The 23609-nt window shown below is 73.2% G+C and carries 24 protein-coding genes; 9 read left to right on the top strand and 15 right to left on the bottom strand.

Going from position 1 to position 23609, the window contains the following annotated elements:
* The first annotated feature begins 86 nt into the window (after positions 1-86).
* Positions 87-1253 (top strand): exodeoxyribonuclease VII large subunit, encoded by a 1167-nt coding sequence (xseA, locus tag ACGFNF_RS11505; RefSeq protein WP_311414055.1) that lies wholly within the window; start codon positions 87-89, stop codon positions 1251-1253.
* 85 nt (positions 1254-1338) lie between these two features.
* On the top strand, positions 1339-1551 hold the full coding sequence (locus tag ACGFNF_RS11500; protein ID WP_357577913.1) for an exodeoxyribonuclease VII small subunit: 213 nt from the start codon (positions 1339-1341) through the stop codon (positions 1549-1551).
* A gap of 229 nt (positions 1552-1780) precedes the next feature.
* On the opposite strand, the gene ACGFNF_RS11495 is transcribed toward ACGFNF_RS11500, so the two are convergent.
* The 3 genes from ACGFNF_RS11495 to ACGFNF_RS11485 form a co-directional block, all read right to left on the bottom strand.
* On the bottom strand, positions 1781-2635 hold the full coding sequence (locus tag ACGFNF_RS11495; RefSeq protein ID WP_393167411.1) for a hypothetical protein: 855 nt from the start codon (positions 2633-2635) through the stop codon (positions 1781-1783).
* 245 nt (positions 2636-2880) lie between these two features.
* Positions 2881-3690 (bottom strand): hypothetical protein, encoded by an 810-nt coding sequence (locus tag ACGFNF_RS11490; protein ID WP_393167409.1) that lies wholly within the window; start codon positions 3688-3690, stop codon positions 2881-2883.
* Positions 3691-3807: 117 nt separating this feature from the next.
* Positions 3808-4521 (bottom strand): DUF4245 family protein, encoded by a 714-nt coding sequence (locus ACGFNF_RS11485; protein ID WP_393167407.1) that lies wholly within the window; start codon positions 4519-4521, stop codon positions 3808-3810.
* A 152-nt stretch (positions 4522-4673) separates the two neighbouring features.
* On the opposite strand from ACGFNF_RS11485, the gene glpX reads away from it, so the two are divergent.
* A complete protein-coding gene (gene glpX, locus ACGFNF_RS11480; protein ID WP_132233372.1) occupies positions 4674-5705 on the top strand; it encodes a class II fructose-bisphosphatase in 1032 nt (343 codons plus the stop codon).
* Positions 5702-6679, top strand: a complete 978-nt coding sequence (locus ACGFNF_RS11475; protein ID WP_393167404.1) for a DMT family transporter — start codon at positions 5702-5704, stop codon at positions 6677-6679. Before glpX ends, ACGFNF_RS11475 begins: the two co-directional genes overlap by 4 nt.
* A 194-nt stretch (positions 6680-6873) precedes the next feature.
* Here ACGFNF_RS11475 and ACGFNF_RS11470 read toward each other — a convergent pair whose 3' ends face one another.
* The 6 genes from ACGFNF_RS11470 to ACGFNF_RS11445 all read right to left on the bottom strand — a co-directional run bounded on the left by ACGFNF_RS11470 (position 6874) and on the right by ACGFNF_RS11445 (position 12211).
* Positions 6874-7842, bottom strand: coding sequence for an NAD(P)/FAD-dependent oxidoreductase (locus tag ACGFNF_RS11470; RefSeq protein ID WP_151455781.1), 969 nt, complete (start codon positions 7840-7842; stop codon positions 6874-6876).
* 118 nt (positions 7843-7960) lie between these two features.
* Positions 7961-8614, bottom strand: coding sequence for a rhomboid family intramembrane serine protease (locus tag ACGFNF_RS11465; protein WP_393167402.1), 654 nt, complete (start codon positions 8612-8614; stop codon positions 7961-7963).
* A 112-nt stretch (positions 8615-8726) separates the two neighbouring features.
* Positions 8727-9425, bottom strand: coding sequence for a lytic transglycosylase domain-containing protein (locus tag ACGFNF_RS11460; RefSeq protein ID WP_393167400.1), 699 nt, complete (start codon positions 9423-9425; stop codon positions 8727-8729).
* Between the two features lie 277 nt (positions 9426-9702).
* Entirely contained in the window at positions 9703-11118 is a 1416-nt protein-coding gene (locus ACGFNF_RS11455) for a PhoH family protein (protein WP_393167398.1), read from the bottom strand.
* A gap of 381 nt (positions 11119-11499) precedes the next feature.
* Complete coding sequence (locus tag ACGFNF_RS11450; RefSeq protein WP_357577890.1) at positions 11500-11835, bottom strand: hypothetical protein; 336 nt, start codon at positions 11833-11835, stop codon at positions 11500-11502.
* 31 nt (positions 11836-11866) lie between these two features.
* Positions 11867-12211: a hypothetical protein gene (locus ACGFNF_RS11445; RefSeq protein WP_089003683.1), complete on the bottom strand. Its 345-nt coding sequence runs from the start codon at positions 12209-12211 to the stop codon at positions 11867-11869.
* 264 nt (positions 12212-12475) lie between these two features.
* On the opposite strand from ACGFNF_RS11445, the gene ACGFNF_RS11440 reads away from it, so the two are divergent.
* From ACGFNF_RS11440 to otsB, 3 genes are all read left to right on the top strand, one after another.
* The gene (locus ACGFNF_RS11440; RefSeq protein WP_151455784.1) at positions 12476-12916 is read left to right on the top strand and encodes an XRE family transcriptional regulator; all 441 of its coding nucleotides are present in this window, start codon (positions 12476-12478) and stop codon (positions 12914-12916) included.
* 162 nt (positions 12917-13078) lie between these two features.
* A complete protein-coding gene (locus tag ACGFNF_RS11435) occupies positions 13079-13432 on the top strand; it encodes a hypothetical protein (RefSeq protein ID WP_393167395.1) in 354 nt (117 codons plus the stop codon).
* Positions 13433-13536: 104 nt separating this feature from the next.
* Positions 13537-14361 (top strand): trehalose-phosphatase, encoded by an 825-nt coding sequence (otsB, locus tag ACGFNF_RS11430; RefSeq protein WP_357577888.1) that lies wholly within the window; start codon positions 13537-13539, stop codon positions 14359-14361.
* Between the two features lie 119 nt (positions 14362-14480).
* On the opposite strand, the gene ACGFNF_RS11425 is transcribed toward otsB, so the two are convergent.
* The 4 genes from ACGFNF_RS11425 to ACGFNF_RS11410 form a co-directional block, all read right to left on the bottom strand.
* Entirely contained in the window at positions 14481-15251 is a 771-nt protein-coding gene (locus tag ACGFNF_RS11425; protein WP_393167393.1) for an isoprenyl transferase, read from the bottom strand.
* Between the two features lie 31 nt (positions 15252-15282).
* The gene (locus tag ACGFNF_RS11420) at positions 15283-16440 is read right to left on the bottom strand and encodes a geranylgeranyl reductase family protein (RefSeq protein ID WP_393167391.1); all 1158 of its coding nucleotides are present in this window, start codon (positions 16438-16440) and stop codon (positions 15283-15285) included.
* A gap of 1045 nt (positions 16441-17485) precedes the next feature.
* Positions 17486-18346: a hypothetical protein gene (locus ACGFNF_RS11415; RefSeq protein ID WP_393167389.1), complete on the bottom strand. Its 861-nt coding sequence runs from the start codon at positions 18344-18346 to the stop codon at positions 17486-17488.
* Positions 18347-18389: 43 nt separating this feature from the next.
* Complete coding sequence (locus ACGFNF_RS11410; protein ID WP_357577885.1) at positions 18390-20231, bottom strand: phosphoenolpyruvate carboxykinase (GTP); 1842 nt, start codon at positions 20229-20231, stop codon at positions 18390-18392.
* Positions 20232-20614: 383 nt separating this feature from the next.
* Between ACGFNF_RS11410 and ACGFNF_RS11405 the strand changes: the two genes are divergently transcribed.
* Together ACGFNF_RS11405 and ACGFNF_RS11400 are read left to right on the top strand one after the other, a co-directional pair.
* Positions 20615-21160 (top strand): GtrA family protein, encoded by a 546-nt coding sequence (locus ACGFNF_RS11405; protein ID WP_132233346.1) that lies wholly within the window; start codon positions 20615-20617, stop codon positions 21158-21160.
* Positions 21161-21225: 65 nt separating this feature from the next.
* Positions 21226-21972 carry a GtrA family protein gene (locus ACGFNF_RS11400; protein ID WP_393167797.1) on the top strand — a complete coding sequence of 249 codons (747 nt, stop codon included), beginning with the start codon at positions 21226-21228 and terminating at the stop codon, positions 21970-21972.
* Between the two features lie 86 nt (positions 21973-22058).
* Here ACGFNF_RS11400 and ACGFNF_RS11395 read toward each other — a convergent pair whose 3' ends face one another.
* Both ACGFNF_RS11395 and ACGFNF_RS11390 read right to left on the bottom strand, forming a co-directional pair.
* Positions 22059-22631 carry a PH domain-containing protein gene (locus ACGFNF_RS11395; RefSeq protein WP_132233342.1) on the bottom strand — a complete coding sequence of 191 codons (573 nt, stop codon included), beginning with the start codon at positions 22629-22631 and terminating at the stop codon, positions 22059-22061.
* Positions 22632-22715: 84 nt separating this feature from the next.
* Entirely contained in the window at positions 22716-23591 is an 876-nt protein-coding gene (locus tag ACGFNF_RS11390; protein ID WP_393167386.1) for a biotin--[acetyl-CoA-carboxylase] ligase, read from the bottom strand.
* Positions 23592-23609: the final 18 nt, after the last annotated feature.

The raw sequence follows: 23609 nt of genomic DNA, 5'->3' as shown, positions 1-23609 counted from the left end.
GAACTGTCCGGGACGGGCCGTAGGGTGGGCGGGTGAGCACAGGCGAGGTGGGGCGGAGCACGTCCGAGGAGCCGTGGCCGGTCCGGGTGGTCAGCCAGAAGGTCGGCGCCTGGATCGCCCGGCTGGGCTGGGTGTGGGTGGACGGGCAGGTGGCGCAGATCAGCCGCCGTCCGGGCGCCAGCACCGTCTTCCTCACGCTGCGGGACCCGTCGGCCGACCTGAGCCTGACGGTCACCACCAACCGGGACGTCCTGGACGTCGGCGCCCCTGAGCTGCGCGAGGGCGCCCGGGTCGTGCTGCACGCCAAGCCGGAGTTCTACGCGGCCCGGGGCACGCTGAGCCTGCGCGCCGACGAGATCCGACAGGTCGGCCTCGGCGAGCTGCTGGCCCGGCTGGAGAAGCTGAAGAAGCTGCTCGCGGCCGAGGGGCTGTTCGACCGGGCGCGCAAGCGCCGGCCGCCGTTCCTGCCCAACCGGGTGGGATTGATCACGGGTCGCGCCTCGGCCGCCGAGCGGGACGTGCTGACCAACGCCCGCCGGCGCTGGCCGGCGGTGGAGTTCCGCACGGTCAACGTGGCCGTGCAGGGGCCGAGCGCCGTCCCCCAGATCGTCGACGCGCTCAAGGTGCTGGACGCCGACCCGACCGTCGACGTGATCGTCATCGCCCGGGGCGGGGGTGGCATCGAGGACCTGCTGCCCTTCTCCGACGAGGCGCTCTGCCGGGCCGTCTTCGCCTGCCGCACGCCGGTGGTCAGCGCCATCGGCCACGAGACCGACGCGCCGCTTGTCGACTACGTCGCCGACGTACGGGCCTCGACGCCGACCGACGCCGCCAAGCGCGTGGTTCCGGACCTCACCGAGGAGGTGCGCGTCATCCGGCAGGCCCGGCACCGCCTCGAACGCGCGGTGCGCAACCTGGTGGACCGCGAGTCGCACCGGCTCGACGGCCTGCGCTCCCGACCGGTGCTGGCCCGCCCGCAGGTGATGGTCGACCAGCGGCTCGCCGACCTGACCGGGCTGCGCCAGCGGGCCGGGCGCTGCCTGGACCACCGGCTCGCCGCCGCCGACGACGACCTGCGGCACACCCTGGCCCGGCTGCGCGCCCTCTCCCCCGCCGCCACCCTCGACCGGGGCTACGCGATCGTCCAGCGCGCCGACGGCCAAGTCCTGCGCGCCGCGTCCGAGGTCGGCAAGGGCGACCCGCTCCGGGTACGCCTCGCCGAGGGCGAGCTGGCCGCGACGGTCGACGGCTGAACGGAAGCGGAACACACGATGGCGGGCCGGCCGCGACGGTCGACGCTGAACGGCGACGGGATCACGATGTGGTGGGATGGCAGCGATGACTGACGAGAAGAAGGCCGAACAGCTCAGCTACGAGCAGGCCCGCGCCGAGCTGGCGTCGGTCGTCGAGCGGCTGGAGACCGGCGGCACCACGCTGGAGGAGTCACTGGCGCTCTGGGAGCGCGGCGAGAAGCTGGCCGATACCTGCCAGCGCTGGCTGGACGGCGCCCGCGCCCGCATCGACGCCGCCCGCCAGGACCCCGCCTCCTGACCTCGCCCCGCCCGGGCCCCGCTAGGGCCCCCGCTCGCCCCGCCCGGGCTCCCGCACGCCCCCGCTCGGACCCTGGCTCGCCCGGCGATCATGGAGTTGTGGTGGGCGATACAGGGCGTTCTGCACCTTGTGTCACCCACCACAACTGCATGATCGGCGCGGGCGGGCGGGAGCGCGCGAGGGAGCGCGGGCGGGAGCGGCCCGGGCGGGAGCGCGCCGGGGGGTGGGGTTAGTTGAAGAGGTTGTAGAGCTCGGCGGGGGCCTCGACGACCTGGTCCGCCGGGGGCTTCTGGGCGGCGGTGGCGCTGCCGTAGTCCGAGTACGTGATCTTGATGTCCTGCGCCTTGTTCTGGCCGGCGGCCGGGATCTGGATGACCATCTCGCTGAGCCGGCCCTGCGGGTCGAGCTTCGCGGTGAACGGCACCGACTTCGCCTGCGCCCCGAGGGCCGTGATCACCGTCGGGTCCACCGAACCCGCCTCGGCCGCCTTCGACACGTCGATCGTGCCGGCGTACGCGCCGTCGCCGGTCTGGCGTACCTCCGTGATGCCCTGCGTCAGCACCTCGCTGCCGGCCGGGTCGACCTTGTCGAAGTCGAAGCCGAGGTTGCGGTTGCCCTTGATCCGGGTCTGGTCCAGGTGCTGGTACTTGCCGAGGTTGAGCTTCTGCACCCCCGGCACGCTGTTGGCGGTCGTGCCGCCGAGTTCGACCTTCACCCAGCTGTCCGGCTTGTAGTGGACGAGGTCCAGCTTCATGAACAGGTCGTCGGTCGGCTTGCCGATCGTCACCCGCATCTCGGCGCTCTGGGTGGGCTCGTGGACCCGCCCCTCGGCCGTCGAGCCGACGCCGGACATGGTGAACCGGAAGTTGCCGTTGCTGATCTCACGGGTGGAGGCCAGCAGCGCCTGCTTGGCGTCACCGGACGCCGGGGCCGCGCTGCCGGAGGGCGCGGGCGTGCCGGACGCCGAGACGGTCGGGGAGGCGGACGAGCCCGCCGTCGGGGTCCCGGCGGAGTTGCAGGCGGCCAGGCCGGGAGTGAAGAGGGCGGCGGCCACCAGGCCGGCGCTCAGGCGTCGAACAGTCATACGTGTCTCCCACATGGGTCACCCGACGCACCTGGCGGCGGCCGGAAACCGGGCGACGCACCACGTCGGCTGCGCCGCGCGAACCCCCTGAGGCCGGCTGCCGGGGGCGACCGGTCCGGGTCCGCCCCACTCCTGTTCCCTGTCGCCGCGTCGCACAATCACCGGGATGTCCGGTTGCCCCGGACGGGTGACGCCGGAACGCGGAAACGGGGCGGCCGAAGCCGCCCCGTTTCCGTGTGTCGCTGTTACTTCTTGAACATCTCGTACGTCTCGGGGGACGCCTCGACCACCTTGTCCGCCGGCGGCTTCTGCGCGGCGGCGGCGTTGCCGTAGTCCGCGTACGTGACCTTGATGTCGTGCGCCTTGGTCTCACCGGCGGCCGGCACCGAGATCACCAGCTCGGTGAGCCGGCCCTCCGCGTCCAGCTTGGCGGTGAAGGGCAGCGTCTTGGCCTGCGCGCCGAGGGCCTTGACCAGGTCGGCGTCCAGGGTGGCGGCGTCGCCCGCGGCGGACACGTCGAGCTTGCCGGTGTAGCTGCCTTCGGCGGTCTTCTGCACCTCGGTGATGCCCTTGGTCAGCTTCGCGCTGCCGGCCGGGTCGACTTCCTCCATGTAGCGGCTGAGCTCGCCGGCGCCCTTGACCTTGGACTGGTCGAGGTGCTGGTACTTGCCCTTCCACTTCTCCGCGCCCGGGATCATGGCGCCCAGCTCGCCGAGGTCGAGCATCACCCAGCTGTCCGGCTCGATGTAGATCAGCTCCATGCCCATCGACATGCCGCCGGACTCGTCGTCGAACTTCATGCTGAACTGGGCGCTGTTGCTGGGCTTGTGCACCAGGCCCTTGCCGCTCAGCCCGGCACCGGTGAGGGTGAAGGTGAAGTTGCCCTTCTCGATCTCCTTCGTGGAGGCGAGCAGCGCCTCCTTGGGGTCGGCCGGCACGGCCGACGCCGCCGAGCCCGCGGCGGTCGGCGCGGGATCGTCCGACTTGCAGGCAGTCAGGCCGGGAACGAGCAGGGTGGCGGCGAGCACGCCGACGCTCCACCGTCGAATGTTCACAGTTAGTTGTCTCTCTTCACGAAACGATGAGCACCTGGCGGACTTCCGCCGCCGGGCAGTGAGCCGGGGCAGCGTAGCCGATCCGACCGACACCCGGGGGGCAGCCGTGGGAGCGGGCTACCGGATCGCCGAGGCCAGGTGCCGCAGTTCGTTGTCCCGGGCGTCGCCCACCACGATCACGGTCCGGTTCGGTTCGAGCAGGACCAGGGCCTGTTCGTTGCCGCGGGCGGTGTACCGCTGCCAGGAACGCCCGCCCAGGTCCGTCTGGCCCTGCGGTTGCCCCTCGGCGGTCAGCTCGGCGGGCAGCAGCCGCTCCGGAGGCACGCTGCTCTGCACCAACTGGGCGGCCCGCCCCTCCGGGGTGAGGTAGCCGAGGCGCAGGCTCGACCCGCCTTCGACGGTCTGGAAGTTCGCGCTGACCGTACGCCAGCCGTCGCCCAGCTCCGCCGGCTCGCTGACCGGGAAGGCGTTGGCGGCCCGCGCCGATTCGAGGGCGGGCGCCGGGTCGACGGTCGTCGGCTGGTCGCCGCCGAGGAATCCCCGGTAGAAGGCGAGCAGCAGGGCGATCGGGATCAGCAGCACGAGCAGCGAGATCGCCATGTCCTTCGGCGAGCGCTCCGACTTGCGGGTGTCGACCGCGGGCGGCGGCGCGGGCCGCTCGCCCGTCTCCGCCCCGCCGTCGGGCGGGGCCGCCCCGGGGGCGCCGGCGGGTTCGACCAGCGCCGGCTCCCCTTCCGGTACGGCGGCGGCCCGGGTCGGGGCGACCGGCGGCTGGCCGTCCGGCGGCGTCGAGTCGGCGGGTACGCGATCGGCAGGCTGTGCGGCTTCCACCCCACCATCTTCGCAGCCTCCCGACCGGCCGTATCCGGGCCATCACCGCCCCGACCCCGCGCCGGGTGAGCGATCGTGTGAGGATCAGCGACAAACCCGGCAGCGGCGACGCCGCACCCTGCCGCCCCGCAACGTCGCGAGGAGGAGCCGTCATGACGAACACCAGGACGCGGATCCCACAGGATCTCGACCGCAACCTCGCCCTCGACCTGGTCCGGGTCACCGAGGCCGCGGCGATGGCCGCCGGTCGCTGGGTCGGCCGGGGCGACAAGGAGGGCGGCGACGGAGCCGCCGTCGACGCGATGCGCAAACTGATCAACTCGATCCCCATGCGGGGCGTCGTGGTGATCGGCGAGGGTGAGAAGGACAACGCCCCGATGCTCTTCAACGGCGAGCACGTCGGCGACGGCACCGGCCCGGAGGTGGACGTCGCCGTCGACCCGGTCGACGGCACCACGCTGATGAGCAAGGGCATGCCGAACGCGGTGGCGGTGCTCGCCGTCTCCGAGCGGGGCGCGATGTTCGACCCGAGCGCGGTCTTCTACATGGAGAAGCTCGCCGTCGGCCCGGCGTACGCCGACGTGGTGGACATCAACGCCGGGGTGGCCGAGAATCTGCGCCGGATCGCCAAGGTCAAGGGCACCGACGTCTCCGAGGTCACGGTCTGCGTGCTGGACCGCAGCCGCCACGACGACCTGGTCACGCAGATCCGCCGGGTCGGGGCGGGCATCCGGTTCATCTCCGACGGGGACATCGCCGGCTCCATCGCGGCGGCCCGGGGCGAGTCCGACGTCGACGTGCTGATGGGCATCGGCGGCACCCCGGAGGGGATCATCTCCGCCTGCGCGCTGAAGTGCATGGGCGGGGCGATGCAGGCCAAGCTCTGGCCGCGCGACGCCGAGGAGCGGGAGAAGGCGCTCGCCGCCGGGCACGACCTGGACCGGGTGCTCACGACCGACGACCTCGTCACCGGGGACAACTGCTTCTTCGTGGCCACCGGCGTCACCTCCGGCGACCTGCTGCGGGGCGTCCGCTACCGGGCCGGTGGCGCGTACACGCAGTCGATCGTCATGCGCTCGAAGAGCGGCACGATCCGGGTGATCGACTCGTACCACCGGTTGGAGAAGCTCGCGCTCTACTCGGCCGTCGACTTCGACGGCCGCCCGCTGGCCGAGCAGGAGTGAGCGTCGCCGGGACGCTGGCCACCCCAGCCACGTCGGCGGCCCGCCGGATCACCGGCGTGGGCCTCGCGACCGCCTCCGGGCTGGCCGTGGCCGTGCAGTCCCGGATCAACGGCGAGTTGGGCGTACGCCTGGCCGACGGGATCGCCGCCGCGGTCGTCTCGTTCGGGGTGGGCCTGCTGGTGCTGCTGGTGCTGGTCCCCGCCACCCCGGGTGGGCGGCGGGGGCTGGTCGCCCTGCGCGGCGCGCTCACCGACGGCACGTTGCGGCCGTGGCACTGCCTCGGCGGGGCGTGCGGCGCGCTCCTGGTCGCCGCCCAGGGGCTGACCATCGGCACCCTCGGCGTGGCGGTCTTCACCGTCGCGGTGGTCGCCGGCCAGTCCGGCAGCAGCCTGGCCGTCGACCGGGCCGGGGTCGGTCCGGGCGGTCGCCAGCCGGTCACCGGCCAGCGGCTGGCCGGCGCGGCGCTGACCGTGGTCGCGGTCCTGCTGGCCGTCGGCGACCGGCTCGGCGACCCGGGCACCCTCGTGCTGGCCCTGCTGCCGCTGCTCGCCGGGGTGGCCATCGCCTGGCAGCAGGCGGTCAACGGCCGGGTACGGATGGCCGCCGGCAGCGCGCTGACCGCCACGCTCGTCAACTTCTCCGTCGGCACGGTGGCCCTGCTGGTCGCCTTCGCCGTCGACGTCGCGCTCCGGGGCTGGCCGGCGGGCGGCGCGCCGGCCGAGCCGTGGCTCTACCTGGGCGGGCCGATCGGGATCGTGTTCATCGCGATCGCCGCGGCGATCGTCCGGTTCACCGGCGTGCTGCTGCTCGGCCTGTCCACCATCGCCGGGCAGATCGTCGGCGCCGTACTGCTGGACCTGCTGCTACCCACGGCGGCCTCCCGCCCGGGTCCCGTCACCCTGCTCGGCGCGGCGCTGACCCTGGTCGCGGTCGGAGTCGCCGCCCTCGCCCCGCCGCCCCGCCCCGGCCGCTGACGCCGCACGCCGATGGGCGTGCCGGACGGGGCCCGCCGGTGCCGGGCGGCGTGCCGGAACGGAACCCGGCCGGCGCCGACCACGCCCCGCGCCCGCGCCGTCGCGGCCGGGGCGGGGCGTGCATCGCGCGGGCGTCCGACTGCGCGGTGCGCGCCCGCGCCGTCGCGGCCGTCGCGGCGTCGGGCAGCGATGCGTCAGGTGCCGTCGGACGAGTGCCCGGGGAACAGGTGCGCGCTCGGGTCGATGGCCACCGCCGCGTTGTTGACCGCCGTGGCGGCCTCGCCGAAGCCGGTCGCGATCAGCCGCACCTTGCCCGGGTACTCCGTGATGTCGCCCGCCGCGAAGACCCGGGGCAGGTTCGTCGCCATCGCGCTGTCGACGACGATGTGCCGGCGGTCCAGCCGCAGCCCCCACTCGGCCAGCGGGCCGAGGTCGGCGGTGAAGCCGAGGGCGGCCACCACCGTGTCCACGGGCAGCAGCTCGGCCGCGCCGCCGCGTACGGTGATCTCGGCGCCGGTGACCGTGCCGTCGCCGTGCAGCCTGGTCACCTCGGCGTTGACGATCACGCGCACCGGCAGCCCCAGCACCCGGGCGACGGTGGCCGCGTGCGCCCGGAACTTCTCCCGCCGGTGCACCACCGTCACCGAGCGGGCCAGCGGCTCAAGCGTCGACGCCCAGTCGAAGGCGGAGTCGCCGCCACCGACGATCAGCACGTCCCGGTCGGCCAGCTCCGTCGGCTGCGGTACGAAGTAGACGATCCCGGCGCCGGCGAAGTGCTCCGCCACCGGCAGCGGGCGGGGCGTGAAGCTGCCCAGCCCACCGGTGACGATCACCGCCCCGCACCGCAGCTGCCCGCCCCCGGCGAGGCCGAGCACCGGCTGCCCGTCGGCGTACGAGAGCTTCTCGGCGCGGGTGCCGAGCAGGTAGCACGGGTCGAAGGGAGCCGCCTGGGCGACGAGGTTGGCCACCAGGTCCCGCCCCTTGACCGCCGGGAAGCCGGCGACGTCGTGGATCAGCTTCTCCGGGTACATGGCGGTGATCTGGCCGCCGGGCTCGGGCAGCGCGTCGACGACCGCGACGGAGAGCCCTCGGAATCCGGCGTAGTAGGCCGCGAACAGCCCGGCGGGGCCGGCCCCGATCACCGCGACATCGACCTCGCGCATGTGCGTACCGTCGCTTTCCGCTCACGGATCAACGCGTGCTGATCCCGACGGTAGGGCCGGCGGCGCGCCCGGGGCAAGCATGTCCCACCGGCGCCGCGCGGCACCGGCGCGTCGGCGCTCAGGGCATGGTGAGCGTGGACTCCGAGCGGTGGGGGCCGCCCAGGTCCCCCCGGCGGCGCCGGAAGATGATCGCGGCGACCATCCCGCCGAGCAGCCCGAACAGGTGCCCCTGCCAGGAGATCCGCTCGTCGGTGGGGAGGATGCCGACCAGCTGCCAGCCGTAGAGCAGGCCGACGAGCAGGAAGACCGCGAAGTTCCACCAGCTCCGTTCGACGATGCCCCGGGTCAGCAGGATGCCCAGGTAGCCGAAGATGACCCCGCTCGCGCCGACCACCACGGAGGTCGACGAGCCGGTGAACCACACCCCCAGCCCGCTGACCAGGATGATGACGAGCGTCGACCAGAGGAAGCGGCGGGCGCCGGCGGCGAGCACGAAGGTGCCGAGCAGGATCAGCGGGATGCTGTTGCTGTAGAGGTGGTCGAAGCCGTGGTGCAGGAAGGGCGAGAAGAAGACCCCGTCGAGCCCGTCGATGCGCTTCGGGATGATTCCGGCCGTGGCGTCGAGACCGACCGCGAGTCCCTGGTCGAGGGCCTCGATGAGGAAGAGGAAGGGCACCACCGCGCACATGGCGACGAAGGCCCGGCCGAGCGCGGCGTAGAACGCCTCGGTGCCGAACCGGTGCGGGTCGCCGCTTCCCGGGTGCAGGGTCACCCGTCAAGAGCTATCAGGTGTCGGGCGCAGCCGCCACTTCTGCGGCGATCCGTACCCGGAACGACGAGGGCGGGGTGTGTGGACGCCCACACACCCCGCCGTCGGAGGTCGATCAGTACCAGCCCACGTCCTGCGAGTGGGCCCAGGCCTTGCAGGGCGAACCGTAGCGGCCCTCGATGTAGCCGAGGCCCCACTTGATCTGGGTCGCCGGGTTGGTCTGCCAGTCGTCGGCGACCGAGCCCATCTTGCTGCCCGGCAGCGACTGCGGGATGCCGTACGCCCCGGACGAGGGGTTGCGGGCCTTGTGGTTCCAGCCGCTCTCCTTGTCCCAGAGCTTGTTCAGGCACGGGAACTGGTCCATCCCGAAGCCCGCCTTCACCATGAGGGCGCAGCCGACCTCACGGTTGCCGCTGAACTCGGCGCAGGAGGCCGGGATCGGCCCGTCGTACGGCTTGCTCTCGGCGGCCTTCTCGGCCGCGGCCTTGGCGGCGGCCTCGCGGGCCTTCTTCCGCGACGCGGCGGCGGCCTCGGCCTCGCGGGCGCGCTTGGCGGCCTCCTTGGCGGCCGCGGCGGCGCGCAGCTTCGCCTGGTACTCGGCGGTCCGCTGCTTCGCGGACTGCACCTGCTGGGCGGCCTGCCGCTCGCGCTGGTACTCGAACTCGGCCTGCTCGACAGCGACGCCGACCTGCGCGGTCAGGCCCTGCTGCTGGGTCTGTCGGTCTTCACCCAGGTAGACACCGCCGGCAACGCCCACGGAGAGCAGTGCGACAGCGGCCGTACGGGCGCCGAACCGGCTCCACAGCCGACTCACGAAGTGGTCCCTTCGTCGGGTGCAAGGACACGGCGCGGGGCGTCAACCCGGGTGGGTCGCGTCCGCGCGTCGCGAGCGCCCCGACCCGGTGCCGGTCGCAGCCGACGTACCCCGGTGAATGCTGGCGTGTCCTGTGACGAACGATCACCAACGATCTTCTCGGTACGTGGGCGCTCGTGGGACACCATCGCGCACGGTGAGGCTGATGGGAAACGAAGAGCGCCGATTGTGATCTGCGCCACAAAGAGAATGCGGACAAAACCCTACATAGCGACCGTCATTGCGGGATGTCCTCCAGAAGATCCGTCACCATCGCGGCGATCGGCGAGCGCTCCGAACGGCTGAGGGTGACGTGGGCGAAGAGCGGATGGCCCTTGAGCGCCTCGATCACGGCGGTCACCCCGTCGTGCCGGCCGACGCGGAGATTGTCCCGCTGGGCGACGTCGTGGGTGAGCACCACCCGGGAGCCCTGGCCGATGCGGGAGAGCACCGTGAGCAGCACGCCGCGCTCCAGCGACTGCGCCTCGTCCACGATCACGAACGCGTCGTGCAGGCTGCGGCCCCGGATGTGCGTCAGCGGCAGCACCTCCAGCAGGCCCCGCGAGGTGACCTCCTCCAGCACGTTCTCGTGCACCACCGCGCCGAGGGTGTCGAAGACCGCCTGCGCCCAGGGCGACATCTTCTCCGACTCCGAGCCGGGCAGATAGCCCAGCTCCTGGCCGCCGACGGCGTAGAGCGGGCGGAAGACCACCACCTTCTTGTGCCGGCGGCGCTCCATCACCGCCTCCAGCCCGGCGCAGAGGGCCAGCGCGGACTTGCCGGTGCCGGCCCGCCCGCCCAGCGAGACGATGCCGACCGACTCGTCCAGCAACAGGTCGAGCGCGATCCGCTGCTCGGCCGAGCGGCCGTGCAGCCCGAACGCCTCCCGGTCGCCGCGGACCAGCCGTACGGTCTTGTCGGGCAGCACCCGCCCGAGCGCGGAGCCCCGGCCCGAGTGCAGCACCAGGCCGGTGTGGCAGGGCAGCCCGGCGGCGGCGTCCAGGTCCAGCGCCTCGCCGGCGTAGAGCCGGCCGATCTGCTCCTCGGCGAGTTCCAGCTCGGCCATCCCGGTCCAGGTGGGGTCGCTGGCCTGGCCGTGCCGGTACTCGTCCGCCCGCAGGCCCACCGAGGCGGCCTTGACCCGCAGCGGCATGTCCTTGCTGACCAGGGTGACCTCCCGCCCCTCGGCGGCGAGGTTCAGCGCGACGGAGAGGATCCGGGTGTCGTTGGAGTCGGTGCGGAACCCCGGCGGCAGCACGCCGTCGTCGGAGTGGTTGAGCTCCACCCGCAACGTCCCGCCGGAGTCGTTGGCGGGCACCGGACGGTCCAGCCGCCCGTGCCGGACCCGCAGCTCGTCCAGCATGCGCAGGGACTGCCTGGCGAACCAGCCCAGCTCCGGATGGTGCCGCTTGCCCTCCAACTCGGAGATGACCACGAGGGGCAGGACCACCTCGTGCTCGGCGAATCGGTGGAAGGCCGCCGGGTCGGACAGGAGCACCGAGGTGTCCAGAACGAACGCCTGGCCCGCTGGTCGGGGCTCCTCGGTGTCCACCGGGGCGGCGGACGCGCCGCGGCGGCTCCGGGTGACGCGGCGGGTCGTGGCAGTCGCGGCCGGGGTCTGGTCGGTCCCGGCGGGCGTACGGCGAGTCGTCACAGGCCTGCTCCGACGGATGGGCACCCGCCACCCGCGTTCCGCCTCCTCCGGTGCCCGGGGACACGGGGTCGGATGCGGAACCCCGTGCGCGAGGTCGCAGATCCGGGCGGACCGGCTGGCCCGGGAGAACCCCGTGCCATGCCTAGACGCTAGCCGCGTCGGACCCTGTCGGCTAGAGGTCGGCGGTGGATCTCCGGGGACCGGCGGGTGAACTCGGCCGGCGGCGGATCCGGCCGGGATGCATGCCCCCTGCGCGCACCCCGGCCGGCGGGAACCACCGTCACCGGTCTGACGTGGTCCCGACGGTGCGTGTCCGCCGCGGACGACGCACCGCGTCCTGGTTCCGGTCGACGGGGCCTCGGGCTCCCCGTCGACCGGGGTTCAACCGGTCCGCCGCACCAGGGTGCCGGTCGGGTGCCGCCCGGCGACCGGGGCGACCGGCGTCGAGAACGACGAACCGGTGTACGTGGTGCCGGGCCGCACCACCGTGCCCGTGACCCGGGTGGCGGCGGGCGACGGGCCGGCCAGGGCGGACGCGATGGCGGCCTGGGCGTCGCGGCGACGTCGGTTCCAGGCCCCCCGGTCGCCGTCGAAGTAGCCCTGCCGGTAGCCGAACCGGTAGCCGATGCGGTAGCTGAGCTGGCCGTGCAGCCGCCCCGCCGCGTAGCTCGTGGCGCCGAGGACGAGGACGAGGAAGACGGCGAGGAAGGGGCTCATCCGGCGGCTCCGGTGCGCCGCGGGTCCCGCTTCATCGCTCCTCCGGCTCGGTCGGCGTGGGCTCGGCGACCAGGAGCCGGTCCAGGTCGTCGGTGCTGACCTCCTCGACCAGCTCGACGCTGATCCGGCAGCCGTCCAGGACGACCTCGGCCACCGAGGAGCGGCGGATCTCCCCGCCGGCGTCGTAGACGCGGACGCTGACCTCGGGGCAGCCGAGGTGGGTACGCCAGGCGTCCCACTCGGTGCGGTCGCCGACGCTGAGTGACAGGTAACGGCAGCCCCGGGCGAGGTAGAGCCGCCATGGCGCGCTCAGGCCCGTGGCCACCCCCTCCGCGATCAGGCCGAAGGCCTGGGCACGGGTGGCTAGCTCGGTCACCACACCCCCCTCGCGCCGGGGGCGTGACGCATGTGAGCACTGATCGTCTCATGCACGTGACACACCGTAGATTGTCTCATGGGCGTGACAGTATCAGCTTTTCGTCCGTTTACGGCGACCTCTACGGGCATCTATTCTGCCCAGGTGACACCCCTCAGAAGCGGTGCCGGATCGTTTACCGGCATCCCGAAGAACACGTCACGTCCGCGTGACAACAGCGCGCCAGGACACGCACCGGTTGCCGGATGGTCGTACCGTCACCGGGTGACCGAGACGGCCAACGCACGGAAGATCGCCTTCGCCACCTTCGTCCGGAGGGCGCTCGACGAGGCCCGGGCCACCCGGGCGTGGAGCGGCACCGAGGTGTCCCGTCGCACCGGCGTCTCCCGGCAGACCATCAACCGCTGGGTCCGGGGCGACTGGGCGAGCGACCCGGAGGCCGAACGCGTGGTGGCGTTCTGCGAGGGCCTCGGCCTCAGCCCGGCGACCGCCTTCGCCGCGCTGGGCTGGGAACGGGCGACCGCCCCGCGCAGCACCCCGGCCACGCCGCCGATGGACCCGGACGTGGAGGCGCTGCTGCGGCGGCTCGTGGACCCCGACGTCTCCGACGCGGAGAAGTTCCACATCCGGGAAACCATCAGATATCTCGCGTATCGCCCCACCCTCCCGGTCCATGTCCGAAAACGAGGTAAACAGGCCGGCTAGTTCCTCAGATGGCGAAAGAACGGCAGGTCAGACTCATTCGTTTCGCTCCGGGGCCGGAACGGGCGCGCTAGCGTCCGTACTCGTACTGCTTGGGCTCGTCGTCGGCGGGGGGACGGGACAAGGCCGAACCCAGCCCTGCGGGACAGAAGGAGGGGTCTGTCCATGACCCTGAAGTGGATGGCAGTCGTGATCGCCACCGTGTCGCTGACACTGGGCGTGACCGGAAACGTGGTGACCCTGACGGTCAACGGCGGGCAGCTTCCCCTGCTCGTCAACCTCGTCGCGCTCACCTCCGCCGGCACCGCGGTGATCCTGGCCGTGATCGCCGAGCTGCACGACCGGCTCGACAACAAGGTCAGCGCGCTGACCGAATTCCTGGTCAACAAGTTGCAGGAGATCGAGGACCGCACCGGCGACCGCAACAGCGGCTTCGTCGAGGGTTACCTGCTCAACCACGGCCAGGAGGCCGCCGTCGTGCCGTTCGGCCGGCGGGGACGGGGAGCCGCCGAACGCTGACCGTCGGGCCCGTCGCACCCCGACCGCGCGCCCCCCGAGGCGCTGGCCGGAGGTCACCTCTCGGCCGGGGATTGAGCCGCCCCGCCCGGGGTACGCTGTCGCGCGTGCCGCCGTTGAATCTGGGCAACCAGCAGCCGAGGAACCCGTTGGACGCCGACCAGGCCTGGCGGACGACCGCCGGGAGGGCGGCCGGGACCGTGCTCTTCTTCGACTTCGACGGCACCCTGGCGCCGGTCGACGACGATCCCACCGCCGTGCGTCCCGCCCCGAAGGTGCTGGCGGCGATCGAGGCGCTCGCCCCGGTCGTACGGCGGATCGCGATCGTCTCCGCGCGCCCGGTCGACTTCCTCCGCGACCACCTCGGCGGGCTCACCGGTGTCGACCTGTACGGCCTCTACGGCCTGGAGCACAGCCACTCCGGCGGCGAGACCGTGACGGAGCCGGCGGCCCTGCCCTGGGTGCCCACCATGGCCGAGCTGGCCGACCTGGCGCGGGCCGAGCTGCCCGAGGGCGCGCTGGTGGAGTACAAGCGGCTCTCCGTGGCGCTGCACTGGCGCACCGCGCCGCAGCTCGGCGCGGCCGTGGAGCGGTGGGGCCAGGCCCAGGCCGAGCGGCTCGGGCTCAAGGTCCAGGCCGGGCGGATGGTGCTGGAGCTCAAGCCCCCGGTCGACCGCGACAAGGGCATGGTGATCGACGAGATCGTCCGGGACGCCGAGGGCGCCTGGTACTTCGGCGACGACGTCTCCGACATCAAGGCGTTCGCCGCGCTGCGGGCCCGGGCCGCCGCCGATCCGGACTTCTTCGGCGTCTGCGTCGCCGTCGCCAACCCGGAGACGGGCCGCGAGGTCGCGGAGGCCGCCGACCTGACCCTGGACTCCCCCGCCGCCCTCGGCGCGTTCCTCACCGACGCCACCCGACACCTCACCTGACGCCCTCGGGGCCGGCTGGGCCGGGGGCGCGCTCGCGGCCCAGCCGGGCCGGGGAAGCGCTCGCGGCCGTGCCGGGGAAGCGCTCGGGCCGGCCGGGCCGGCGAGGTGCTCCGGGTCGGTCAGGCGCCGTAGCGGCGCTGGCGGCTGGCGTACGAGCGCAGGGCACGCAGGAAGTCGATGTGCCGGAAGTCCGGCCAGTTGAGCTCGCAGAAGTAGAACTCCGAGTGCGCCGACTGCCACAGCATGAAGCCGGAGAGCCGCTGCTCGCCGCTGGTGCGGATGACCAGGTCGGGGTCGGGCTGGCCCCGGGTGTAGAGGTGCTCGGCGATGTGCTCGACGTCCAGCACCTCGGCCAGTTCCTCGAGGGTGCCGCCGTTGGCGGCGTACTCAAGCAGCAGCGACCGCACCGCGTCGGCGATCTCCCGCCGGCCGCCGTAGCCGACCGCGATGTTGACCTCGGTCCCGCCGCTGCGGTCCCGGGTGCGTTCCTCGGCGGCCTTCAACGCGGCGGCGGTCGAGGCCGGGAGCAGGTCGAGCGCGCCGACCATGCGCAGCCGCCAGGGATTGCCCTCCTCGGCCAGTTCGACCACCAGGTCCTCGATGATCTGGAGCAGCGGGTCGAGCTCCTTGGCCGGTCGGCGCAGGTTGTCGGTGGCCAGGAGGTAGAGCGTCACGTGCTCGATGCCGGCCTGGTTGCACCAGCCCAGCATGTGCTTGATCTTGACGGCGCCCATCCGGTGGCCGTCGTTCGGGTCGACGTAGCCCATCTCCCGGGCCCACCTGCGGTTGCCGTCGCACATCACGCCGACGTGCCGGGGCACCGGCTTGCCCGCGAGCTTCGCCGTCAGGCGACGCTCGTACACGGAATAGATCAGGTCCCGCAGAGTCATCACCTTGCAGCGTAGCGACCTACGCGCCAAATCACCGCCTCGGAGTCCGCTCCCACGCCGACAGACCGATGCCGATCATGCCCAGCGTGCGGGCGTCGAGCCGCCCGTCGCCCAGCCCCAGCTCCACCACCGTCCGGTAGACGCGGTCGTCCCGACCCGCCGCGCGGACCGCGGCGTCGACCACCCGCCGGCGCCGGGCCAGCCACGCCGCGAGCGAGCTGTGCCGCAGGTGGGTGCCGAGGCGGCGGCGCAGCGTCGCCGCGTACCGCCGGGCGGCCTGCTCGGGCGAGCCGGCCGCCGCCGCGCCGGCGAGCGCGCCGGAGAGCAGCGCGTAGAAGATGCCCTCGCCGGTGAACGGGTTGATCAGGGAGAGCGCGTCGCCGGCGAGCAGCAGCCGGCCGCGCCCGGCGGCGGGACGGTGCGTCGACAGCGGCAGGTGGTGGGCCCGCAGGTCGGTGACCGTGGCCGGGTCCGTGCCGGGCAGCAGCGCGCCGAGCCGGTCGACCAGGTGCGCCCGGGTCAGCGGCTCGCCCCGCAGCACCTCTCCGTACCCGACGTTCGCCCGGCCGTCCCCGATCGGAAACGACCAGGCGTACGCCGGCCAGCGCGGCGCCGAGGTGACGATGAGCTGTTCGGGCGGGCCGGGCAGCGCCGGCGCGTACCCCCGGATGGCGAGCGCCAGGTGCCGGTCGGGGTTCGGCCGGTGCCCGAGCGCCCGCCGGAGGACGGACCCGGCGCCGTCCGCCCCGACCACCGCCCGCCCCGCCAGCACGCCGTCGAGCACCACCCGGTCGGCCCGGACCTCGACGTGCCGCACCGCGTGCCGGCACAGCCGCGCGCCGGCCGCGACCGCCGCCGCCACCAGCCGCGCGTCGAAGACCCTGCGGGGCACGGTGTACGCCGGCCGGGGCAGCGCCCGGGCCACGGCACCGCCGCCCGGCCCGACCAGCCGCAGCGCCGGCAGTGACGCGTACCCGGTCACCGCGTCGGGCACCCCCAGCTCCTCCAGCACGTCCAGCGCGTGCGCGGCGATGCCGTCCCCGCACGCCTTGTCGCGGGGGAAGTCGGACCGGTCCAGCAGCAGTACGCTCGCCCCCGCCCGCCGGGCCGCCAGCGCGGCGGCCGACCCCGCCGGACCGGCCCCGACCACCACCACGTCGAACTCGTCGCCCACGGACTCGTCGCCCACGCGTCGCCTCCCACCGCCGGTCCGGCTCCTGCGGCCATCCTGCCGCCGCAGACGCACACCACGCCGAAACCCGCCCGGCACGTCAACGGGGACCAGCGAACTCACCGGCGCCCTCCCGGGGCCCTCCCGGGTCCTCCCGGGTCCTCCCGAGGCCCTCGCGGCTTCCTCCCGGCGTCCTCCCGGCGGCCTCCCGAGGCCCTCCCGGCGGCCTCCCGAGGCCCTCCCGGCGGCCTCCCGAGGCCCTCCCGGCGGCCTCCCGAGGCCCTCCCGGCGGCCTCCCGAGGCCCTCGCGGCGGCCTCCCGAGGCCCTCGCGGCGTCCTCGCTGCGACCCACGAACCAGAAGCCGAGGTCCGGCCGGGGTCCCCCGAACCATCCCCGGCAGCGACGACGCCTCCCCACGCACGGCGGGATGACGCGCGCGGGAGATCTTGGTAGTTACGTGCCCCTGGAGGGGCCCGTTCCTACCAAGATCGGCGAAGGGCTGAGCGTGACGGGCCCGCGGGCGCTTCCGTGGGCGGGGCGAGGGGCGAGGCGGGCCCGCGGGCGGTCTCGTGGGCGAGGCGGGCCCGCGGGCGGTCTCGTGGGCGGGGCGAGGGGCGAGGCGGGCCCGCGGGCGGTCTCGTGGGCGAGGCGGGCCCGCGGGCGGTCTCGTGGGCGGGGCGAGGGGCGGGGCGGGCCCGCGGGCGGTCTCGTGGGCGGAGGCGAAGGGCGGGCGGTTCGGGGCGGTCAGCCAGTTCGACGCGCCGTAACCTGAGGGCGGTCTCATGGGCGGGGCAGGTCGACAGCGCGAATGGCACCGCTCCCCCGCCCCGTCGCCGAGGCGAGGTTGCGGCCGAGGGTGCGAGCCCAGTCCACCGCGCCAACCCCCAGGCTGGTGGGGAACGGGCCGGGGCGGCTCCGGGCGGTTCGGCCCTGTGGCGATGGTGATCAGGCTGGCTAGGGGCGGTGCCTGGAACGCCCTCTGCACCGTGCGCGGCCGGCCGGGGGTTCGGCGCGGGTCGCGCGCTACGTCGGGCGGGTGGCGCGTTCGGCGCGGGTCGCGCGCTACGCCGGCCGGGTGGCGCGTTCGGCGCGGGTCGCGCGCCAGAGGCCGTAGATCGACAGCGCGGCGGCGGCCACCAGCGGGGCGCCGTCGCGGACCAGCCCGTCCGGGCCGAGCAGCCACCAGCACAGCGGCAGGTCGACGGCGAGCACGATCGCGGTGACGGCCACCAGCAGCGTGCGCGCCCAGCCCTTGCCGCGCATCAGGAAGGCGGTGCAGAAGAGCACCGCGTAGCTGGTCACGATCCCGGCGGCGAACCAGAACAGCACGGCGGGCACGGCGGTCAGCCGGTCGTCCAGCACCGCGCCGCCGGCGACCAGCGCCGGGACCAGCATGAGCGGGCTGTACGTGAAAGCGGCGACCCGGCTGGTGAGCAGCCAACCGCTGACCTCCGGCCGGCGGGGCGGGGTCTCCCGCCAGGAGATGCCCTCCCGGTCGATGACCAGGCGGGGCCGGTGGCGGACCAGGTGCCCGGACACCGCGGACGAGCGGTAGAGCAGCCAGACCACGGCGGCGCAGAGCACGGTGAGCAGGGCGAACCCGAGCAGCCCCGGCAGCGGCGGCACCCCCTGCCGGGGCACGATCAGCCGGCCGACCGCGAAGACCGTGGTCACCGCCAGGATCAGCCCGAACGGCCGGGCCACCGTGCGGCCCCGACGGACGTGCCCGATCAGCAGCAGGAAGCCGAGCGAACGCAGCATCGCCCAGCCCGTCCGCACCGCCAGCCCGAAGCCCTGCTCCGGGGCGTACCACCAGTTGAGCAGCTCGACCACGACGGTGGCCGCCGCGGTCAGCGCGAGCAGTGCGGTCAGCGCCCGGACGGCGGACGGCCGCCGGACCTCGGTCGCGGCGGCCGTCCTCATGGGATCCGATGATGCCCCGTCGGGGCTCCGGTCACACCTGTCCTCAGCGCTGCGGCGCAGCGTCGAGCCGGGCACGCAGCGCGTCCAGCTCGGCCCAGAGCACGCCCGGCAGCTTGTCGCCGAACTTCTCGAACCACTCGGTGACCATCGGGAGCTCATTGCGCCACTCCTCCGGGTCGACCTTCAGCGCGATCCGGACGTCCTCCGGGGTCATGTCGAGGCCCTCGACGTCAAGCGCATCCTGGGCCGGGACCATGCCGATCGGCGTCTCCACCGCCTCGGCGCGCCCCTCGATCCGCTCGATGATCCACTTGAGCACGCGGGAGTTCTCGCCGAACCCGGGCCAGAGGAAGTTGCCCTCCGGGTCCTTGCGGAACCAGTTGACGTAGTAGATCTTCGGCAGCTTGGACTCGTCGCCGTCGGTGCCCTTGCCCATCTCGATCCAGTGCCGGAAGTAGTCGCCGGCGTGGTAGCCGATGAACGGGAGCATCGCCATCGGGTCGCGCCGGACGACGCCGACCGCGCCGGAGGCGGCGGCGGTGGTCTCCGAGGAGAGCGTCGCGCCCATGTAGACCCCGTGCACCCAGTCGCGGGCCTCGGTCACCAGCGGGATGGTGTCCCGGCGGCGACCGCCGAAGAGGATCGCGTCGATCGGCACGCCGTTCGGGTCGAAGTAGTCCTCGGCGAGGATTGGGCACTGGGTGATCGGGGTGCAGAACCGGCTGTTCGCGTGCGAGGAGAGGCTGTCGCTCTCCGGCGTCCAGTCGTTGCCCTTCCAGTCGACCAGGTGCGCCGGCGGCTCGCCCATGCCCTCCCACCAGATGTCCCCGTCGTCGGTCAGGGCGACGTTGGTGAAGACGGAGTTGCCGCGGTCCAGCGTCCGCATCGCGTTGGCGTTGGTCTTCCAGTCGGTGCCGGGCGCGACGCCGAAGAGGCCGTACTCGGGGTTGACCGCGTAGAGGCGGCCGTCCGGGCCGAAGCGCATCCAGGCGATGTCGTCGCCGATGGTCTCGACCTTCCAGCCCGGGACGGTCGGCTCCAGCATGGCCAGGTTGGTCTTGCCGCAGGCCGACGGGAAGGCCCCGGCGACGTGGTAGACCTTGCCCTCCGGCGAAGTGATCTTGAGGATGAGCATGTGCTCGGCGAGCCAGCCCTCGTCGCGGCCCATCACGCTGGCGATCCGCAGCGAGTAGCACTTCTTGCCGAGCAGCGAGTTGCCGCCGTAGCCGGAGCCGAAGGACCAGATCTCCCGGGTCTCCGGGAAGTGCGAGATGTACTTGGTCTCGTTGCACGGCCACGCCACGTCCTGCTGGCCGGGGGCGAGCGGGGCGCCGATGGAGTGCAGCGCGTGGACGAAGTCCGCGTCGTCGCCCATGGCCTCCAGGACCTTGGCGCCCATCCGGGTCATGATGCGCATCGACGCGACCACGTACGGGCTGTCGGTGATCTCGACGCCGAACATGGGGCTCTCGGCCTCGACCGGGCCCATGCAGAACGGAATGACGTACATGGTGCGCCCGCGCATGCAACCGCGGTAGAGCTCCGTCATCGTCCGCTTCATCTCGGCCGGCGCCATCCAGTTGTTGGTGGGGCCGGCGTCCGCCTCGTCGACGGAGCAGATGTAGGTGCGCTCCTCGACCCGGGCGACGTCCGTCGGGTCGGTGCGCGCGTAGAACGAGTTGGGCTTCTTCTCGGGGTTGAGCCGGATCAGGGTGCCGGCCTCGACCAGCTCGTCGGTGAGGCGCCGCCACTCCTCGTCGGACCCGTCCACCCAGACGACGCGGTCGGGGGTGGTCAGTTCAGCGACCTCACGGACCCAGGCGAGCAGTTTCGGGTGGGACGTCGGGGCCTGATCGATACCCCGAACGGTAGCCGGAGCAACCATGACACATCTCCTTGTGGTCGACGCTGACCGATCTATGGGATGCACGAGTCTTGACGGCGCTATGCGTCGTCTTCGTGGAAACCTGGGATTGGCCTCAGCGTAAACCGGGTGAGGTCACCAGTCAGTGGGACTGGTTGTGAAGAACTGCACAAGGTACGGGCACGCTGCGGCATCACGAGCTAATACCCGCTTTCACGCGCAGTTTCACGCAAATCCTGTGGGGAACCGTCACCGGCGGGGCCGGCCGCACCCCGGGCGGCGGAACACCCGAACCGCCCCGCAGGCCGCCGGATCTCGTTACGCTCTGTCCACAGGCGCACACCCGGGTGAGCGGTCCGCCGTTGCTACCCGTGCGGGATGACCCCAGCCGGTAGGCTCGCGTCGTGGCCGCGACGACGACCGGGGAGCCCGGCTCTCCGCAGACCCGCCCGGGTCTGGTCCGCTCGCTGGTGGACCGCTTCGGCCACCTGGTCCGCGAGCTGAGCAAGTTCGCCACCGTGGGCGGGATCGCCTTCCTGATCGACTTCGCGCTCTTCAACTACCTGACGAGCGTGCGGGGCGTCGAGCAGGTCACCGCGAAGACCATCTCGACGGTGATCGCGGCGTCCGTCGCGTTCGTCGGCAACCGGTTCTGGACGTGGCGGCACCGCAAGCGCTCCAACCCGGCCCGCGAGTACGCGCTGTTCTTCTTCTTCAACGGCGTCGGCCTGGGGATCGCCGTGGCCTGCCTGGCGGTCAGCCGCTACGGCCTGGGCAGCATCTGGCCGGAGGTGTTCCAGACCCCGCTGGCCGACAACATCGCCAGCTTCATCGTCGGCACCGGGCTCGGGACGCTGTTCCGGTTCTGGTCCTACCGACGGTTCGTCTTCGTCGAAGCGGGAACCCCCTCCGTTCCGGAAGAGAAGCACGACCGAGACCACCGGGCGTGACCTACCGCCCACCTTCGTCCCGGCCGGAGCCTGCCGGCCCCGCCCACTGCCCTAAGGTGTTCCGCATGCGTCTTGTCCGTCTGCTGCCTGAGCGCTGGCAGAAGTTCATCCACGAGGCGCTCAAGTTCGGAATCGTCGGCGGCGTCAACACCGTAATCAATTACGCCGTGTTCAATGTGCTCGCACTGACCGTTTTCGTGGACGGTCAACTGAAGGCGACGGTCATCGCGACCGTGGTGGCGACGATCACGTCTTATCTGATGAATCGTCACTGGACGTACCGGGATCGCCCCAAATCGGCCATGCGGCGCGAGTACGTCCTCTTCTTCCTCTTCAACGGGGCGGGCCTGCTCATCGAATTGGGCGTCCTGGCCGCCGCCAAGTACGGGCTGGGCCTGACCAGCCTGCTGGCCCTCAACGTGGCCAAGACCGGTGGCGTGCTGCTCGCGACGCTGTTCCGCTTCTGGTCCTACCGCACGTTCGTCTTCCAACCGGCGCCGGCCCACGCGGCCGAGACGTGGCACAGCATCCCGCGCGACGAGTGGGACACCATGGCCGAGATGGACCCGGTGGCCGAGCTGGCGGAGTCGATCTCCGAGCTGGAGGAGTCCGAACCGCCGCCCGGCGCCGCGCGGCGTGCCCCGCGCGGCGCGGCCGGCCCCGAACCCGCGTCGACCGCGGGCCCGGCGGCCCCGGTCCAGGGGCGCCCCGTCCCGCTCGACGCCGGCCTCGGCGGCTCCCTCGACCGGGAGCTGGAGGCGGAACTGGCCGCCGAGCTCCAGGCCACCACCCGCCGCCCGCCCCGTCGCTGACCCACGCGCCGCCGCTGACCCACGCGCCGTCCCGGCCCGACCGGTTCCGGCCCGCTCCCGGGCCACGCCGGCCGGGCCGTGCCGGTTCAGGCGGTCGGGTCGCGCAGCGGCTTGCCCTCGTGCAGGTCCGCCAGGATGTCGCGCATCTCGTCGTCGCCGAGGGAGTGCTTGTCGTGGTGGGCCTCCACCAGCTCGTAGAGCTTGGTCTGCACCCGGCCGACCCCCGGCACGTCGTGCAGGACGGACTGGCCGCGCTCGCCGGCGGACTCGATGGTCAGCGTCCCGCAGCCGAGCAGACGCTCCACGAACCGCTGGTTCATCGCGTGGTCGTTGATCCGGGTCAGCGGGATGTCCCGCCGGTCGCGCGAGAGCACCCCTTGCTGGAGCAGCACCCGCTCGTTCGTGAAGAGGTAGTGGGTGCTCCGCCAGACCAGGAACGGCCACAGGGCCAGCCACAGCACCGCCAGCAGGGCCAGGCCGCCGATGACGGCGAGCGCGATCGAGCCGCCCCCGCCGGACGGCAGCAGGACCAGGCCGGCCACCACCGCCGCGACGGCGAGCACGAGCACCGCGACCGGCCGGATCAGCGCCTTCCAGTGCGGGTGCAGGTGCAGCACGACGTGCTCGTCCTCGGTGAGCACGTCATCGGGGAACGCCACGGGAACCTCCTCGCAGAAACGGACGCGCTGACCGTAGCCGCTCCCCTCCCGCCGGGGGATCAGCCGCGCGGCGGGAGTCCGCGATCAGCGGAGATGCAGGACGTCGCCGGCCGCCAGGGCCCGGGTGCCGGCGGGGGTGGCGACCAGGAGCTGGCCGTCGGCGTCCACGCCGGTCGCGGTGCTGGTCACCTCGTCGCCGCCGGGCAGCAGCACGCGTACCTGCCGGTCGATCGTCGCGCAGCTCGCCAGGTAGGCGTCGCGCAGGCCGCTGGCGACCGCGTCCCCGCCGGCCGCGCGCCACTCGCCGTACCAGTCGGCGATCCCGCGCAGCAGCGCCCGCACCAGCGGGTCCCGGTCGGTGGCCGCCGCGCCGGCCAGTTGCAGGGAGGTCGCCGGCAGCCCCGTCGGGTTCTCCGGCAGCTCGTCGGCGCGCAGCGTGACGTTGAGGCCGACACCGAGCACGATCGCGGGCGGCCCGGCCGGCGAGGGCCCGGGCACCGCCTCGGCGAGGATGCCGGCACACTTCGCGTCTCCGACGAGCAGGTCGTTCGGCCACTTCAGGCCCGCGTCCAGCTCCGCCAACCGGGTCACCGTCTCGACCAGGGCGACGCCGGCGAGCAGCGGCAGCCAGCCGTACCCCGTCTGGGGCGCCGACGGCCAGCCACGGTCGGCAACGGCCTCCCCGGGGCGGAGCAGCACGCTGGCGGCGATGCCGGCCCGGGCCGGCGACTGCCAGGCCCGGCCCCGCCGGCCGCGCCCGGCGCTCTGCCGCTCCGCGACCACCACCAGGCCCTCGGGCTCGCCGGCCCGGGCCGCCTCGGCGACGTCCGCGTTTGTCGAGCCGGTCTGGACGCGCAGCTCCAGGCGGGCCCAGGGCCCGTGCGGGGCGACCAGCGCCCGCCGCAGCCGCGCCGCCGACAGCGGCGGGCGGTCCAGATCGGTGTACGGCGAGCCCGGCATCCCGTCAGCCTACGGCCG

Source organism: Micromonospora sp. NPDC048868 (genome assembly GCF_043198195.1).
Taxonomy (GTDB): domain Bacteria; phylum Actinomycetota; class Actinomycetes; order Mycobacteriales; family Micromonosporaceae; genus Micromonospora; species Micromonospora reichwaldensis.
Note: the sequence above shows the minus strand (reverse complement) of the source record. Positions and strands in the feature narration are given on the sequence as shown.